This is a genomic window from Pseudomonas sp. LAMO17WK12:I5, from assembly GCF_900215165.1.
In the GTDB taxonomy this organism is placed as follows: domain Bacteria; phylum Pseudomonadota; class Gammaproteobacteria; order Pseudomonadales; family Pseudomonadaceae; genus Aquipseudomonas; species Aquipseudomonas putida_A.
In genome coordinates this window covers 241312-256584 of sequence record NZ_OBDS01000008.1, presented here as the reverse complement: position 1 = coordinate 256584, position 15273 = coordinate 241312, and the positions used below count along the sequence as shown (strand labels likewise).

Sequence of the window (15273 nt, the reverse complement as noted above, 5' to 3'; positions counted from 1 at the left end):
TGCTCCCGAAGGCGGTGTGACAGTCACCCTATGTATTGACTGCTGCACTGCCTTCGGGAGCAAGCCCCCTCCCGCATTAATTGATGGGCAACCTGAAAATCTGATTTGACACTCAATCATATGATCATTAGCGTGGACACCCATCGCCAAGAGCTTTGAGGTGTCCATGTCCAGCAGCTTTCATGCATCAACGGTCGATTGGCTGGGCAGCTGGATTGCCGCTGGCCAGGTCAAGCCGGGGCAGGCGATCAAGGTCGAGGCGGATCTGGGCGAGCAGTTAGGTGTCAGCCGCACGGTGATTCGCGAAGCGATCAAGACCCTGGTCGCCAAAGGCATGCTCGAAGTCGGGCCTAAGGTTGGCACTCGCGTGTTACCGGTACGGCGCTGGAACCTGTTCGATCCGCAAGTCGTCGGCTGGCTCTCACGCAACGGCCTGCCGGAAAACTTTGTTGATGACCTGCTCGACTTGCGCCGCACCATCGAACCGATGGCCGTGCGCTGGGCCTGCGAGCGCGCCAGCCTGGAGCAGATTCACGCGGTGCAACTGGCCTACAACGCGCTGGAACGGGCGGTCGACAGCGGCGTTGATTACAACCGTGCCGACCAGGCCTTCCACGAATGCATTCTGGCGGCCAGCCACAACCAGTTCATCGAGCAAATGGTCCCGGCCCTCGGCGCCTTGCTCGCCGTGTCGTTTGAAGTCTCCGCTGCCGACCCCGATGAACTGCGTCGCACCTTGCCGATCCACAAAGACATGGCCGACGCCATTGCTGCCCGTGATTCAGCACGCGGGGTCTGGGCCTGCATGACCTTGATCGACAACGCCGACCTGGCGATCAAACGCTTTTACCCGCAGGTGATGGCCGACAAAAAAGCCAGTTGAAAACACAAATCCCCCTGTAGGAGTGAGCCTGCTCGCGATGGCGGTGGGTCAGTCACAATCGTCGTCACTGACCCACCGCTATCGCGAGCAGGCTCACTCCTACAGTTAAAACAACAACATGAAGGATTCGATATGCCGTTGACCGCCGTAACTCAACACCGCGCCAGGCTCGGTGAAGGGCCATTCTGGGACGCCCCGACCCAGGCGCTGTACTGGGTCGATATCGCTGGCAAGCAGGTGCTGCGGCTGATCGGCAACAACGTGCAGATCTGGCAGATGCCCGAGCACGTTTCCGCGTTCATCCCCTGTGCCAGCGGCGACGCGCTGGTGACCCTGAGCAGCGGCGTCTATCGCCTGGATCTCGATTCCCCCGGCCTTGAGCCGAACCTGACGCTGTTCTGCATCGCCGACCCGCAACCGGGCAATCGGCCCAACGAAGCGCGCTGCGACGCCCAGGGCCGACTGTGGCTCGGCACCATGCAGAACAACATCGGTGACAACGGCGAAGACCTGCCGATCGAGCGTCGTTCCGGCGGCTTGTTTCGCATTGATCCCGACCAGCGTGTCACTCCATTGCTGCTCGGTCTCGGCATTCCCAACACACTGCTGTGGAGTGATGACGGCACCACGCTGCTGTTCGGCGACAGCCTCGACGGGGCGCTCAATCGCTATTTTATTCACACCGACGGCAATCTGGATAACGCCGAGATCTGGTATGGCCCTGACCAGAATGGTGGCCCGGACGGATCGGCAGTCGACGCCGAGGGTTATGTCTGGAACGCCCGTTGGGACGGCAGTTGCCTGCTGCGCCTTACGCCGGACGGCAAGGTCGACCGTAAAATCGATCTGCCTGTCAGCCGTCCAACCAGTTGCGTATTCGGCGGCGAAGACCTGAAAACCCTGTACATCACCAGCGCCCAGAGTCCGCGCAACCATCCACTGGATGGCGCAGTCCTGTCGATGAGGGTCGATGTGCCGGGCAAACTTTGCACACGCTTCGCTGGCTAAATCCCAAAATATGGGATGCAAAATTATATATTGAGATTATTTGGCAGTCGGGTTTATAGTCGGCTCCAGCAGTAACACGCACTCACACTTAAAAAGAACAAAACAGGTGAAGTGATGCAGCGAACCTCTATCGCACTCCTCAGCGGAGTCAGCGTCTCGCAACGGACCGGCGTCGCTCGCCGCGCCTGCCTGTTTCGTTTTCACAGTTTTCCAGACCGGACATCGGCAGATGCCCGGTTTTTTTGTGCTGACGAACAGGAGTCCTGATCCATGGCTGAACCTCTTTCCTTGCCGCCGGTGCCCGCGCCGCCGAAGGGTGAGCGTCTGAAAAACAAGGTGGTGCTGCTGACCGGTGCCGCTCAAGGCATCGGCGAAGCCATTGTTGCCACGTTCGCCTCGCAGCAGGCCAGACTGGTGATCAGCGATATTCAGGCGGAGAAAGTCGAGAAGGTCGCTGCCCACTGGCGCGAGCAGGGCTACGATGTGCAGGCAATCAAGGCCGACGTCTCGCGTCAGCAAGACCTGCACGCCATGGCCAGACGGGCGATCGAGCTGCATGGTCGCATCGACGTGCTGGTCAACTGCGCCGGGGTCAACGTGTTCCGCGACCCGCTGCAAATGACCGAAGAAGACTGGCGTCGTTGCTTCGCCATCGATCTGGACGGTGCCTGGTACGGCTGCAAAGCCGTGCTGCCGCAGATGATCGAGCAGGGTGTCGGCAGCATCATCAACATCGCCTCGACCCATTCCAGCCACATCATTCCCGGCTGTTTCCCGTATCCGGTGGCCAAGCACGGCCTGCTTGGGCTGACCCGAGCGCTGGGCATCGAATATGCGGCGAAGGGCGTTCGGGTCAACGCCATCGCCCCGGGGTACATCGAGACGCAACTCAACGTCGATTACTGGAACGGTTTTGCCGATCCGCACGCCGAGCGTCAGCGAGCATTCGATCTGCACCCGCCGAAACGCATCGGCCAGCCGCTCGAAGTGGCGATGACCGCGGTGTTTCTGGCCAGTGATGAAGCGCCGTTCATCAACGCCTCGTGCATCACCATCGATGGTGGGCGCTCGGTGATGTACCACGACTGAGTGGATCGTGTTTCAGGCGGTGAACTCCGCGTGAAATCCAATCATCATACGATATGACTATTTTTGTCCTACATTGCAAAACCAGGCTTTAACGCTTTTCAAATAACGCTCAAAAAAAATAACAAGGAGTCAGCTATGAAACGTCGTTTCGGGATTCGTACCCTGTGCAGTGCCGCCCTGGCGGTCACCGCGTTCAGTCTGAGCAGTACGCTGCTCGCTGCCGATGCCGTGAAAATCGGTTTCCTGGTCAAACAGGCTGAAGAGCCGTGGTTCCAGACCGAGTGGGCTTTTGCTGAAAAAGCCGCCAAGGATAAAGGCTTCGAACTGATCAAGATCGCCGTGCCAGACGGCGAGAAAACCCTCTCGGCCATCGACAGCCTCGCGGCCAACGGTGCCAAAGGCTTCGTGATCTGCCCGCCGGACGTCTCGCTCGGCCCGGCGATCATGGCCAAAGCCAAACTCAACGACCTCAAAGTGATTGCCGTGGACGATCGTTTCGTCGACGCCAGCGGCAAGTTCATGGAGGACGTGCCGTACCTCGGCATGGCCGCGTTCGAAGTCGGCCAGAAGCAGGGCAACGCGATGGTCGCCGAGGCGAAGAAACGCAACTGGGACTGGAAAGACACCTACGCGGTGGTCAACACCTACAATGAACTCGACACCGGCAAGAAGCGCACCGACGGTTCGATGAAGGCGCTCGAAGACGCCGGCCTGCCGAAAGACCACATCCTGACCGCTGCGCTGAAAACCCTCGACGTGCCGGGCAGCATGGACGCCACCAACTCGGCGCTGGTCAAGCTGCCCAGTGCGGCGAAGAACCTGATCATCGGCGGCATGAACGACAACACCGTACTCGGCGGCGTCCGCGCCACCGAAGCCGCCGGGTTCGCTGCGGCCAATGTGATTGGCATCGGCATCAACGGCACCGACGCCATCGGCGAGCTGAAAAAGCCCAACAGCGGTTTCTTCGGTTCGATGCTGCCTAGCCCGCACATCGAAGGCTACAAGACTGCCGAGATGATGTACGAGTGGGTCACCACCGGCAAAGAGCCGCCGAAGTACACAGCGATGGACGACGTCACCCTGATCACCCGTGAGAACTTCAAGCAAGAGCTGGAAAAAATCGGCCTGTGGAATTGATGGCTGCTCGATCGGTGTGAAGAGGTGACTCAGATGCACGCGCAAGTACAGACACATGCAAGCAGCGCCGGCGGCAGCCTGCGCTTCAACGGGATCGGCAAGACCTTCCCCGGGGTCAAGGCGCTGGACGCCATCAGCTTCGTCGCCCATCCGGGGCAGGTGCACGCCTTGATGGGCGAGAACGGTGCCGGCAAATCCACCCTGCTGAAAATCCTCGGCGGCGCCTACATCCCGAGCAGTGGTGAGCTGCAGATCGGCGAGCAGACCATGGCGTTCAAGTCGACCGCCGACAGCATCGGCAGCGGTGTCGCGGTGATTCACCAGGAGCTGCATCTGGTGCCGGAAATGACCGTCGCCGAGAACCTGTTTCTCGGCCATCTGCCGGCCAGTTTCGGCCTGATCAATCGCGGTCTGCTGCGCCAGAATGCCCTGGCCTGCCTCAAGGGCCTGGCCGATGAAATCGATCCGCAGACCAAGGTCGGGCGCCTGTCGCTCGGTCAGCGGCAGCTGGTGGAAATCGCCAAGGCGCTGTCCCGTGGCGCGCATGTGATCGCCTTCGATGAGCCGACCAGCAGCCTCTCGGCGCGCGAAATCGACCGTTTGATGGCGATCATCAGTCGCCTGCGCGATGAGGGCAAAGTGGTGCTCTACGTCTCGCATCGCATGGAAGAAGTGTTCCGCATTTGCGATGCGGTGACGGTGTTCAAGGACGGCCGTTACGTGCGCACCTTCGATGACATGAGCCAGTTGACCCACGATCAACTGGTGACCTGCATGGTCGGCCGCGACATTCAGGACATCTACGATTACCGCAGTCGTCCACGCGGCGCGGTGGCGCTGAAGGTCGACGGTTTGCTCGGCCCGGGGCTGCGTGAGCCGGTGAGTTTCGAGGCGCACAAGGGCGAGATTCTCGGGCTGTTCGGCCTGGTCGGGGCCGGGCGCACCGAGCTGTTCCGCTTGCTCAGCGGGCTTGAACGCAACACCGCCGGACGCCTCGAATTGCGCGGGCATGAATTGAAGTTGCGCTCGCCGCGTGACGCGATTGCCGCCGGGATCCTGCTGTGCCCCGAGGACCGGAAAAAAGAGGGGATCATCCCGCTGGCCAGCGTTGCCGAGAACATCAACATCAGCGCGCGCGGTGCCAATGCCAGCCTCGGCTGCCTGCTGCGCGGGCTGTGGGAGAAGGGCAACGCTGACAAGCAGATCAAGGCGCTGAAAGTCAAAACCCCGCACGCCGGTCAGCAGATCAAATTCCTGTCCGGCGGCAATCAGCAGAAGGCGATTCTCGGTCGCTGGCTGTCGATGCCGATGAAGGTTCTGCTGCTCGATGAGCCGACTCGCGGCATCGACATCGGCGCCAAGGCCGAGATTTACCAGATCATCCATAACCTGGCCGCCGACGGCATTTCGGTGATCGTGGTGTCCAGCGACCTCATGGAGGTGATGGGCATTTCCGATCGCATTCTGGTGCTCTGCGAAGGCGCGCTGCGCGGCGAAGTCAGCCGCGCCCAGGCCAATGAATCCAACCTGCTGCAACTGGCTTTGCCGCGCCATCGCGCTGACGGCGTGGCGAACTGAGAGGTGACTATGATGACCATCCAAAACAAGGCGCTGCCGACTCCCCGCAAACCGCTGGACCTGCGGCGCTTCCTCGACGACTGGGTCATGCTGCTGGCGGCGATCGGTATCTTCGTCGCCTGCACGCTGCTGATCGATAACTTCCTCTCGCCGCTGAACATGCGCGGGCTGGGTCTGGCGATTTCCACCACCGGGATTGCCGCGTGCACCATGCTCTACTGCCTGGCGTCGGGGCACTTCGACCTGTCGGTGGGTTCGGTGATCGCCTGCGCGGGGGTCGTTGCGGCGGTGGTGATGCGCGACACCAACAGCGTGTTCCTCGGCGTCAGCGCAGCGCTGGTGATGGGCCTGATTGTCGGGCTGATCAACGGCATCGTGATCGCCAAGTTGCGGGTCAACGCGTTGATCACCACGCTGGCGACCATGCAGATCGTTCGCGGCCTGGCGTACATTTTTGCCAACGGCAAAGCGGTGGGCGTGTCGCAGGAATCGTTCTTCGTCTTCGGCAACGGCCAGTTGTTCGGCGTGCCGGTGCCGATCCTGATCACCATCGTCTGCTTCCTGTTCTTCGGCTGGCTGCTGAACTACACCACCTACGGGCGCAACACCATGGCCATCGGTGGCAACCAGGAAGCGGCGTTGCTCGCCGGCGTCAACGTTGACCGGACCAAGATCATCATTTTCGCCGTGCACGGCGTGATCGGCGCGCTGGCCGGGGTGATTCTCGCTTCGCGCATGACCTCCGGGCAGCCGATGATCGGCCAGGGTTTCGAGCTGACGGTGATTTCGGCGTGTGTGCTCGGCGGCGTGTCGCTGAGCGGCGGGATCGGCATGATCCGCCACGTGATTGCCGGGGTGCTGATTCTGGCGATCATCGAGAACGCGATGAACCTGAAGAACATTGATACGTTTTATCAGTATGTGATTCGTGGTTCGATTCTGTTGCTGGCCGTCGTCATCGACCGCCTCAAACAACGGTAATCTTCAATCCCCCTGTGGGAGCGGGCTTGCTCGCGAATGCGGTGTGTCAGTCAATATTTTCGGCGTCTGACACAGCGCTTTCGCGAGCAAGCCCGCTCCCACAGGGGACCGCGCCGAGCCAGACCTTCCGTCATATCCCCTAAAAATTCCTTGCCCGCCCGCACCCGTTTCGGTTATCACTTTGTACATGATTAGACAGGTACGATTTGACAAGAAGCAACGGGTGGTCGACGAACTCGTCCGGCGCATCGAAAGCGGCCTCATGGAGGACGGCTTTCTGTTGCCCGGCGAGCATCAGTTGGCTCAGGAATTCAACGTCAGCCGTGGCACGTTGCGCGAAGCGCTGGCCGAACTGAAGCGGCGCAATTACATCGCCACGCAAAGCGGGGTCGGCTCCATTGTCACCTTCGATGGTGTCGCGCTCGATCAGCGCAGCGGCTGGGCGCAGGCGTTGGCCGACAGCGGGGCGCTGATCAACACCGAAGTGCTGCGCCTGGAAGCGGTGACGCGGCCTGATTTGCTTTCGCGCTTCGGCACCGACCAATTCATCACCCTCGATCGCCGTCGTCGTTCCAACGACGGCACGCTGGTGTCCCTTGAACGCTCTTTGATGCCGGCCACCGGCGGCCTGGAAAGCCTGCCGCGGGTCGGTCTGATCGACAACTCGCTGACCATCACCCTCGCTGCCTACGGCTACATCGGCGAGCGCGGCGATCAGTGGATCGGCGCCGAACCACTCAATGCCGAAGACGCCGAACTGCTCGGGCGCCCGGTCGGCACCGTGTTCCTCAAGGCCCTGCGTACCACCTACGACCGGCAGAACCGTTTCATGGAGCAGGTCGAAAGCCTGCTCGACCCGGTGCATTTCCGTCTGCACCTGCAATTTGGAGAATCGAAATGACCGCGCTCAACCGTGCCCTCGGTGCGTTTTATGGCCTGGCCCTCGGTGATGCGCTGGGCATGCCGACGCAATCGTTGAACCGCGAAACGATCAAGACCCGCTTCGGCCACATCACCGATCTGCAGGACGCCGGTCCTCTGCAACCGATCGCCGCCAACATGCCCAAAGGCTCGATCACCGATGACACCGAACAGGCGATTCTGGTCGGTCAGTTGCTGGTCGAAGGCAAGGGTCAGATCGAGCCGGCAGTCCTCGCCCAACGGCTGATCGAATGGGAAGCCGAGATGCAGGCCAAGGGTTCACAGGACCTGCTCGGCCCATCGACCAAACGCGCCATTGAAATGATCCTCGCCGGGCATTCGCCGGAGGAGGCCGGGCGTTACGGCACCACCAACGGCGCGGCGATGCGCATCACTCCGGTGGGCATTGCGGCAGACGTCGCTGATCCCGAGCGTTTCATCGCAGCCGTGGTGCAGGCCTGTCAGGTCACCCACAACACCACGCTGGGGATTTCCAGCGCGGCGGCGGTCGCGGCAGTGGTCTCGGCCGGGATCAACGGCATGGATCTGGGCGAGGCATTGAACCTTGGCCAGCAGATTGCGCAACAGGCCGAGGCACATGGGCACTGGGTGGCCGGCGGGCGCATCGCATCGCGCATCAGTTGGGCGCGAACCATCAGCGTCGACAGTGACAAGGCGCTGCTGGCGGATCTGTTGTACGACGTGATCGGCACTTCGGTGGCCTCGCAGGAATCGGTGGTGGTCTCGTTTGCCCTGGCGCAGCAAGTGGCGGTCGGCGAGATGAGCGCGTTCGAAGCGTTGTGCATGGCCGCCAGTCTTGGCGGCGACACTGACACCATCGCGGCGATTCTTGGCGCCATGCTCGGGGCCTGCCTGGGCCTTGAGAGCTGGCCTGCCGAGATGATCGAGACGGTGAAGGCTGTCAATCATCTGGAGCTTAAGCCGTTGGTGCAGGGGCTGTTGACCTTGCGTTGATCGGGCGGACGCCTTCGCGAGCAGGCTCGCTCCCACATTGGATTTATGGCGTTCACCTATCCCCTGTGGGAGCGAGCCTGCTCGCGAAGGCCGCACTGCATATCTTGAATATTCACCCGCAATGGATCGCACAGACAGGCCGAGGATGGCCGGGATGTCTTGTCGTTTTGCGTCATTGCCACAACCACAATAAAGGCAAACAGGAGCACTGTTCATGAGTTCAACAAACGCCGGGCAAAGCGCCGGGCAACTGGAAACCCGCGGCATTGAGCCGGTGCCGGAAGCCGAGTGCAACGGTCATCCGCTGCAACTGTTCTGGGTCTGGTTCGCCGCCAACATTTCCATTCTCGGCCTGCCATTGGGCGCCACGCTGGTGGCGTTTCGCGGGCTGGCGATCTGGCAAGCGATCATCGTTGCCATCGTCGGCGCCGCCGGTTCATTCGCCGTGGTCGGGATCATCTCGATTGCCGGCCGCCGTGGCCGCGCGCCGAGTCTGACCCTGTCGCGAGCGATCTTCGGTGTGCGTGGCAATATCGGCCCGACGCTGGTCTCGCTGATGTCGCGTCTGGGCTGGGAAACGGTCAACACCACCACCGCGGCGTTCGTGCTGCTGTCGCTGTGTTCGATCCTGTTCGGCTCGCCGGTTGAAGCGAAAAGTGCGCCAGTGCTGACGCTGATCTTCATCGCCATTTTCGTCCTGCTGACTCTGTCGGTTTCCGGCCTCGGTCACGCCACCTTGCTGGTGATCCAGAAGTGGGCGACCTACGTGTTCGGCGCGCTGAACATTCTGGTCGGCGGCTTCCTCTGCGCGACCATCGACTGGAGCTCGGTGTTCAACGCCACGCCAGCGCCGCTGAGCGCGATGATCATCGGCATCGGCACCATGGCCGCCGGCACCGGGATCGGCTGGGCTAACGCCGGTGCGGACATGTCGCGCTATCAGCACCGCAGCGTCAAGGCTGTACGGCTGGTCGCCTCGGCGGCGTTCGGTGCGGGGATTCCGCTGGTGCTGCTGATCACCCTCGGCGGCCTGCTGTCGGTGGGCAACAACGATCTGGCATCGGCGACTGACCCGATCGTGGCCATCCGCGACATGCTGCCGACCTGGATGGCCGTGCCGTACCTGATCACCGCGTTCGGTGGCTTGCTGCTGTCGAACAACCTGTCGGTGTACTCCGCCGGTCTGACCACGCTGACCCTCGGTCTGAAGGTCAAACGCGTGTACGCGGTGGTGGTCGACATCGTGGCGATCTTCGCCGGCTCGATCTACTTCATGCTGATCGCCGACAGCTTCTACGGCCCGTTCATCACCTTCATTTCCCTGCTGGCGGTGCCGATCACCGCGTGGGTCGGGATCTTCGTGGTCGATCTGATTCACCGTCACTACTACAGCCCCAAAGACCTGCTCGACGTCAGCCCGAGCAGCGCCTATTGGTATCGCGGCGGCATCGATTGGCGCGCGTTCGGCGCGTGGGCGATTGCCATCGTGCTCGGCTTCAGCTTCACCACCATCGGCACCACCGCCGAGAACGTCTGGTTCAAGGGCTTTTTGTCCGACTCGTGGCTGGGCCACAACGGCCTCGGCTGGATCGTGACCTTCGTGGTGGCCGGTGGCATTTACTTCGTCCTTGGCGGGGCGAAAGATCGCCGTGCCGCGCAAGTCGAGAATGCTCATGCCTAAGATGTTGCACACCGGCCAGGTCATCATCGACCTGGTCATGGCCGTGGATCAGCTGCCGCAAATCGGCGGCGATGTGCTGGCGCAGTCTGCCGCTTTCGAGGCTGGCGGCGGCTTCAACGTGATGGCCGCAGCCGTGCGCAACGGTTTGCCGGTGGTCTATCTCGGTCGCCACGGCACCGGGCGTTTCGGCGATCTGGCGCGTCAGGCGATGAAGGATGAAGGCATTCAAATCGGTATCGAACAACCCGCACAGCGCGACACTGGATTGTGTGTGGCGCTGACCGACTCATCGGCCGAGCGCAGTTTCATTTCCTACATCGGCGCTGAAGGTGAGGTGACGCAAGACGACCTGAACAGCGTGGCGGCCGAGGCGGGCGACTACGTTTATGTAAGCGGTTACAGCCTGCTGCACGCAGGCAAGGCGCAAGCTTTGCTGGACTGGACGCTGGCGCTGCCGGAGGTGATCAACGTGGTGTTCGATCCGGGGCCGTTGGTGGAGTCGCCGGACTCGGCGTTGATGCAGGCGCTGCTGCCGCGCATCGACGTGTGGACCAGCAATAGCGTCGAGGCGTTGCGTTTTACCGGGGCGGCTGATATTGCTCAAGCGCTGGACCGGCTGGCGGATCATCTGCCCAAGGAGGTGCTGATGGTGGTGCGCGATGGGCCACAGGGTTGCTGGATTCAGCAGCGTGGCGAGCGACGGCATGTACCGGGGTTTGCGGTAAAAGCCGTGGACAGCAACGGGGCGGGTGATGCCCATGCCGGGGTGTTCGTCGCCGGGTTGGCGCAGGGTTTGCCCGCCCATGAGGCGGCGCGGCGGGCGAATGCGGCGGCGGCTTTGGCAGTGACACGATGGGGGCCGGCGACTGCGCCGGGCGCGGCTGAAGTGGATGGGTTTATCCGCGGATCCGGCAGCGACTGAGCTGACGCTTTCGCGAGCAGGCTCGCTCCCACAGGGGGGATTTGCGTCTTTCACAACTCCAATGTGGGAGCGGGCTTGCTCGCGAAGGGGCCATACGGCTCAGCACAAAATATGGATCAGCCCGCTTTGCGCAACGCCGCAATCAACTCATCCTTGCGCATCGAAGAGCGCCCGGCAATGTTCTTCGCCCGCGCCTCTTTGCGCAGACTGTCGACAGTCTGCGTCTCGCGCGACGCCTTGCTGTCACGCGCATGTCCCTCGCGACTGGCCACTGCGCGTCGTGACGACTCCTTGCGGTCTTCGGACTTGGCACTCGCCGGTTTCTTGCGTCCGGAACCGCCAGCCTTTTCGCCGCCGCCCGACTGTTTGTTGACCGTCGCCCAGGCCCGCGCTTCGGCTGCATCCTTCGACAAGCCTTTTTTCTCATAGCTGTCTTCGATGTGTTCGGCCTTGCGCTTCTGTTCGGCGGTGTATTTGTCTTTGCTTCCACGAGGCATGGGATTTCTCCTCTTTTGTGCAGATTCGGCCGCTCGCCGCACCGGCAGCGAGCGGCCTGAGGTCTACTGCAGATCCAACTTGCGCGCCGCTTCGACGCCAGCCGCACTGAGCTTGATCGGCAGATTCAACGAGTGTTCGCCGGCCTCGTTGCAGGTCACATGACCATGGTGAATCAAACCGCGATCCTGCAGGGAGGCGAGGGCGCTGGCCACCACTTTCTCGCCGCGATAATTATCCAGCACCTCTTTGCCCAGTCCGCTCGGATGGGCGTGCAGCAGGCGGGTGAGGACTTCTTTTTCCAGGTTTTTATCGACGTTCATGGTTACCTCTTCATGGATGTGAATAGGACGCTCGCGTCGGCGAACTACTGGCTGCCGCCCTCGGAGCCCGAGCCACCGGTGGTGGTTTTCGAGCCGATGCCGGGGCCGGCGTTATCGGGTGTGGCGGGGGAGTCAGGGGTGTTCATGCCACCCTGGCGACCGGGGTCACTGCCTTGGGTGCGTGGGTCGGTGCCAGTGGCAGGTGGCTGGTTGATCAAGGGTACGCCGGAGCCATCGGTGTTCATGCCTGGGGCACTGTTAATGGCAGGGGCGCGCGGTGATGGAACCGGATCGGTGGGGCCTGTGCCCGCTGCGGTGGTGGACGCGGCGAACACCGCTGGGCAGAGCAGGGCGCTGAATACGAGGGCAGTCAACCTTGACGGGATCATAGGGCTTCTCCAGTGATTGAATTCCTTACCTGTGTTTGGTCTGCCCTTGAATGGGATTGGTGCCTGATGAGCGACGAACGGTCGAGACACAGGATTATCAGTCGAGGCCGATTTCTTCCTTGAACTGCTCCATGAAACCCTTCAGGCGTTGATGGCGGATCTGCGCCAGACGCTGACCGGCGCCAGTCTGGAAACCATCGGCGAGGTGCAGCAGCTTGGTCTGGAAGTGGTCGAGGCAGAAGCGTGTGTCGTCGTAGTCGCGCTCCTTGGCTTCAGGGTCCAGCGGGTCATACAACGCACTGCCCATGCGCCCGGCGACGTAGAAAGTGCGGGCAACGCCGAGCATGCCCAGCGAGTCGAGCCGGTCGGCGTCCTGAACGAGTTTCGCTTCGAGGGTCAGCGGGGTGATGTTGGCGGAAAAACTGTGGGATTCGATGGCGTGGGTGACGCCACTGATTTTGCTTTCGGGCCAATCCAGATCGGCCAACACGTTGGCGGCTTTTTCTGCGGCGAGACGCGAGGCCTGCGAGCGCAACGGCGAGTTTTTTTCCACGGACACACAATCGTGCAGCAGCACGGCAGCGAGCAACACTTCCAGGTCGCCACCTTCCTCGGCCTGCAAGGTGCGCGCGTTGTGCCAGACCCGTTGCAGGTGGGCGAGGTCGTGGGCGCCGTCGTCGGACGGCTCCAGCGCGTGGGGCAGCAACTCGGCGGCGAGTGAGATGAGCGGCGCGAAAGCAGTGGCGTTCATGAGCATCCTTGAAGTCTTACCCAAATTTTTGAAGCGAATGATACTGCTGTGGTGAGGGGATTTATCCCCGATGGAGTGCGAAGCACTCCCATTTTTCAGGGCTGCTGCGCAACCCATCGGGGATAAATCCCCTCACCACAAGGTTCTCTGCAGGTTTGGCATGTGACGAGCGCCGCATCCGGCCTTAGTATGGCGCTTTCCCTTTTCCGACAAGGCCCGTTCATGACGATCGAAATCCGCCCGGCGACCCCCAGCGATGCACCGCAAATCCTCGCCTTCATCACCGAACTGGCAGATTTCGAAAAAGCTCGCCACGAAGTGATCGCCAGCGTCACCGACATCGAGCGCAGCCTGTTCAGCGAAGGCGCTACCGCCCACGGCCTGATCTGCCTGCGTGACGGTATGCCTATCGGTTTTGCAGTGTTCTTCTTCAGCTATTCGACGTGGCTCGGCAGCAATTGCCTGTACCTCGAAGACCTCTACATCACCCCCGAACAACGCGGCGGTGGGGCCGGCAAAACCCTGTTGCGGCATCTGGCGAAAATCGCCTGCGACAACGACTGCGGGCGCTTCGAATGGAGCGTGCTGGACTGGAACACTCCAGCCATCGAATTCTACAAATCCCTCGGTGCGCAGCCGCAAGAAGAGTGGGTGCGCTATCGCATGGATGGCAAGGTGTTGCGTGAGTTTGCCGAAGGCTGAGGAGATGATGGCAATCCGATGCTGAAGTGATTGCCGCCACCGCTCTAGTCCGGCATTCTACGCGCCATTTTTGCGCGCTCACGGACGACACCTGCAATGCTTCTGGCAAAACTTCTCCACGCCCGTGGGGCCTTCGCTGTGTCTCTGAGTGACCGGCGATGAGCGGATTGCAGGCGTCAATGCGCCTGTATGGCCTGGTGAAAAACTCAGGCTGCTCTGACAACCCTCAGCGTCAACCGGTAGACATCCTGTGCATCGTCAATCGCACGGGCGGCAAAGCCATTCGTGCGTTTGTGTCGCGGCTCGACGCCGAACTCATGACACGCAGCGCCGGCCTGGGTGACTACCGTGTGATCGCGTTACGCCACTTCGAGCCGAATGCGTTTATCGACGCGCACCAGGGCTGGCTGACGCTGCACATCTGTTGCGGTTTCGTCGCCCCCGCCAACCTCTGAAGCAAGGAGCTTTGAACTGAGTGGTAAACCCGCCGCCCGCGTCACCGACCCGACCGCCTGCCCATTGCCAGGTCATGGCACCAACCCGATCGTTTCCGGCTCGCCCGACGTCTTCTTCGCTGGCCTCGCCGCTGCGCGCATGACCGATAAATCAGCCTGTGGCAGCGCGATCACCGGCGCTGTTTCCGGGACTGTATTCATCAATGGCCTGAACGCCGCCACGCTCGACAGCACCGATGGGCACGGCAATGTCGTGGTCGGTGGTTCGGGCACGGTGATTATTGGACAAAGTGGTGGAGGGGCGGCGTTTAGTGGACTGTTGCCGATGCCAGTGCATTTCGATGATCGGATGCAAGTGATTAACGAGATAACGGGGGAGCCTATGGCTAATCATCCTTACGCGATTCAACGCGGCGATGGGCGTGTAGAGCATGATGGAATCGGTGGTGTTGCATTTTAAAGGAAGGAAATGTGCGTAAGTTAATTCTGATTTTGATGTTTTCGATGTGTGCTTCATGTGCGATCAGCCACGGAAAACCTACTGCAAAAATCGAGTATTTGGGGGTGGAGCGCTACTTGGATCGAAACATTTACCAAGTCAGTTTTTCGTCCGACGTCGATGTAGACAAACTCTTCAAGTCCAAGATAAGTCAGTCGCTGCTTTGTGCTTTGGGGGAGAGTAGAGATTTTTCGCAGTCGCGCAATCTGAATGAATATGGTGAAGGATGGATTGAGCCTCTGAAGCCTGCAGACGGATCCACTTTCAAAGCGGATCTCATGTTTTATCGTGTGAAAGACTCAACGAGTGAAACGCTGATGAGCAGCAAGGACTTAAGCACTGTATTAGCGGGGCGAAAAACAATCGCATGCAAAGTCAGAATCAACTCCTACTCCTACAAAATCTACTATTCAGAAGTGATGAATATTCCTGTTGCTGAGCTGCTAAAGGAAATTGACAAGTACTGAGATCGGGCTTCTTG

The 15273-nt window shown here is 60.9% G+C and carries 17 protein-coding genes and 1 pseudogene; 14 read left to right on the top strand and 4 right to left on the bottom strand.

Features of this window, described 5'->3' with window-relative positions; all coding sequences use genetic code 11:
* The first annotated feature begins 166 nt into the window (after positions 1 to 166).
* The 10 genes from CRO59_RS16240 to CRO59_RS16195 all read left to right on the top strand — a co-directional run bounded on the left by CRO59_RS16240 (position 167) and on the right by CRO59_RS16195 (position 11178).
* Positions 167 to 883, top strand: coding sequence for a FadR/GntR family transcriptional regulator (locus tag CRO59_RS16240; RefSeq protein ID WP_097088446.1), 717 nt, complete (start codon positions 167 to 169; stop codon positions 881 to 883).
* Between the two features lie 132 nt (positions 884 to 1015).
* Positions 1016 to 1891, top strand: coding sequence for an SMP-30/gluconolactonase/LRE family protein (locus CRO59_RS16235; protein ID WP_097088444.1), 876 nt, complete (start codon positions 1016 to 1018; stop codon positions 1889 to 1891).
* 270 nt (positions 1892 to 2161) lie between these two features.
* Entirely contained in the window at positions 2162 to 2980 is an 819-nt protein-coding gene (locus CRO59_RS16230) for an SDR family oxidoreductase (protein WP_097088442.1), read from the top strand.
* A 135-nt stretch (positions 2981 to 3115) separates the two neighbouring features.
* On the top strand, positions 3116 to 4120 hold the full coding sequence (locus CRO59_RS16225) for a substrate-binding domain-containing protein (RefSeq protein ID WP_047295641.1): 1005 nt from the start codon (positions 3116 to 3118) through the stop codon (positions 4118 to 4120).
* Between the two features lie 33 nt (positions 4121 to 4153).
* Entirely contained in the window at positions 4154 to 5698 is a 1545-nt protein-coding gene (gene araG, locus CRO59_RS16220; RefSeq protein ID WP_097088440.1) for an L-arabinose ABC transporter ATP-binding protein AraG, read from the top strand.
* 12 nt (positions 5699 to 5710) lie between these two features.
* A complete protein-coding gene (gene araH, locus CRO59_RS16215) occupies positions 5711 to 6679 on the top strand; it encodes an L-arabinose ABC transporter permease AraH (RefSeq protein ID WP_027612371.1) in 969 nt (322 codons plus the stop codon).
* A 187-nt stretch (positions 6680 to 6866) separates the two neighbouring features.
* The gene (locus tag CRO59_RS16210) at positions 6867 to 7580 is read left to right on the top strand and encodes a GntR family transcriptional regulator (RefSeq protein ID WP_027612372.1); all 714 of its coding nucleotides are present in this window, start codon (positions 6867 to 6869) and stop codon (positions 7578 to 7580) included.
* Positions 7577 to 8575, top strand: coding sequence for an ADP-ribosylglycohydrolase family protein (locus CRO59_RS16205; protein ID WP_097088438.1), 999 nt, complete (start codon positions 7577 to 7579; stop codon positions 8573 to 8575). The genes CRO59_RS16210 and CRO59_RS16205 overlap by 4 nt, the downstream gene beginning before the upstream one ends.
* 214 nt (positions 8576 to 8789) lie before the next feature.
* On the top strand, positions 8790 to 10256 hold the full coding sequence (locus CRO59_RS16200) for a cytosine permease (protein WP_097088437.1): 1467 nt from the start codon (positions 8790 to 8792) through the stop codon (positions 10254 to 10256).
* Positions 10249 to 11178, top strand: coding sequence for a PfkB family carbohydrate kinase (locus CRO59_RS16195; protein ID WP_097088435.1), 930 nt, complete (start codon positions 10249 to 10251; stop codon positions 11176 to 11178). Before CRO59_RS16200 ends, CRO59_RS16195 begins: the two co-directional genes overlap by 8 nt.
* Before the next feature lie 116 nt (positions 11179 to 11294).
* Here CRO59_RS16195 and CRO59_RS16190 read toward each other — a convergent pair whose 3' ends face one another.
* From CRO59_RS16190 to CRO59_RS16175, 4 genes are all read right to left on the bottom strand, one after another.
* Positions 11295 to 11675: a Rho termination factor N-terminal domain-containing protein gene (locus CRO59_RS16190; RefSeq protein ID WP_097088433.1), complete on the bottom strand. Its 381-nt coding sequence runs from the start codon at positions 11673 to 11675 to the stop codon at positions 11295 to 11297.
* A 63-nt stretch (positions 11676 to 11738) separates the two neighbouring features.
* Complete coding sequence (locus tag CRO59_RS16185; protein ID WP_096794892.1) at positions 11739 to 11996, bottom strand: hypothetical protein; 258 nt, start codon at positions 11994 to 11996, stop codon at positions 11739 to 11741.
* 44 nt (positions 11997 to 12040) lie between these two features.
* Positions 12041 to 12385 carry a hypothetical protein gene (locus CRO59_RS16180; protein WP_096794893.1) on the bottom strand — a complete coding sequence of 115 codons (345 nt, stop codon included), beginning with the start codon at positions 12383 to 12385 and terminating at the stop codon, positions 12041 to 12043.
* A 97-nt stretch (positions 12386 to 12482) separates the two neighbouring features.
* Positions 12483 to 13136, bottom strand: a complete 654-nt coding sequence (locus CRO59_RS16175) for an HD domain-containing protein (RefSeq protein WP_097088431.1) — start codon at positions 13134 to 13136, stop codon at positions 12483 to 12485.
* 222 nt (positions 13137 to 13358) lie between these two features.
* Here CRO59_RS16175 and CRO59_RS16170 point away from each other — a divergent pair, with 222 nt between their 5' ends.
* From CRO59_RS16170 to CRO59_RS16155, 4 genes and pseudogenes are all read left to right on the top strand, one after another.
* Positions 13359 to 13838, top strand: a complete 480-nt coding sequence (locus CRO59_RS16170) for a GNAT family N-acetyltransferase (RefSeq protein ID WP_047295620.1) — start codon at positions 13359 to 13361, stop codon at positions 13836 to 13838.
* A gap of 158 nt (positions 13839 to 13996) precedes the next feature.
* Positions 13997 to 14284 (top strand): annotated as a pseudogene (locus tag CRO59_RS16165) (hypothetical protein); the annotation flags it as partial.
* Positions 14285 to 14309: 25 nt separating this feature from the next.
* Entirely contained in the window at positions 14310 to 14753 is a 444-nt protein-coding gene (locus CRO59_RS16160; protein ID WP_096794895.1) for a PAAR domain-containing protein, read from the top strand.
* Positions 14754 to 14764: 11 nt separating this feature from the next.
* Complete coding sequence (locus CRO59_RS16155) at positions 14765 to 15259, top strand: hypothetical protein (RefSeq protein ID WP_095137229.1); 495 nt, start codon at positions 14765 to 14767, stop codon at positions 15257 to 15259.
* Positions 15260 to 15273 lie beyond the last annotated feature (14 nt).

Bases quoted from the DNA above. Each gene is read 5' to 3' on its own strand.
- CRO59_RS16240 (WP_097088446.1), top strand. From the start codon at position 167: ATGTCCAGCAGCTTTCATGCATCAACGGTCGATTGGCTGGGCAGCTGG.
- CRO59_RS16235 (WP_097088444.1), top strand. From the start codon at position 1,016: ATGCCGTTGACCGCCGTAACTCAACACCGCGCCAGGCTCGGTGAAGGG.
- CRO59_RS16230 (WP_097088442.1), top strand. From the start codon at position 2,162: ATGGCTGAACCTCTTTCCTTGCCGCCGGTGCCCGCGCCGCCGAAGGGT.
- CRO59_RS16225 (WP_047295641.1), top strand. From the start codon at position 3,116: ATGAAACGTCGTTTCGGGATTCGTACCCTGTGCAGTGCCGCCCTGGCG.
- araG (WP_097088440.1), top strand. From the start codon at position 4,154: ATGCACGCGCAAGTACAGACACATGCAAGCAGCGCCGGCGGCAGCCTG.
- araH (WP_027612371.1), top strand. From the start codon at position 5,711: ATGACCATCCAAAACAAGGCGCTGCCGACTCCCCGCAAACCGCTGGAC.
- CRO59_RS16210 (WP_027612372.1), top strand. From the start codon at position 6,867: ATGATTAGACAGGTACGATTTGACAAGAAGCAACGGGTGGTCGACGAA.
- CRO59_RS16205 (WP_097088438.1), top strand. From the start codon at position 7,577: ATGACCGCGCTCAACCGTGCCCTCGGTGCGTTTTATGGCCTGGCCCTC.
- CRO59_RS16200 (WP_097088437.1), top strand. From the start codon at position 8,790: ATGAGTTCAACAAACGCCGGGCAAAGCGCCGGGCAACTGGAAACCCGC.
- CRO59_RS16195 (WP_097088435.1), top strand. From the start codon at position 10,249: ATGCCTAAGATGTTGCACACCGGCCAGGTCATCATCGACCTGGTCATG.
- CRO59_RS16190 (WP_097088433.1), bottom strand. From the start codon at position 11,675: ATGCCTCGTGGAAGCAAAGACAAATACACCGCCGAACAGAAGCGCAAG.
- CRO59_RS16185 (WP_096794892.1), bottom strand. From the start codon at position 11,996: ATGAACGTCGATAAAAACCTGGAAAAAGAAGTCCTCACCCGCCTGCTG.
- CRO59_RS16180 (WP_096794893.1), bottom strand. From the start codon at position 12,385: ATGATCCCGTCAAGGTTGACTGCCCTCGTATTCAGCGCCCTGCTCTGC.
- CRO59_RS16175 (WP_097088431.1), bottom strand. From the start codon at position 13,136: ATGAACGCCACTGCTTTCGCGCCGCTCATCTCACTCGCCGCCGAGTTG.
- CRO59_RS16170 (WP_047295620.1), top strand. From the start codon at position 13,359: ATGACGATCGAAATCCGCCCGGCGACCCCCAGCGATGCACCGCAAATC.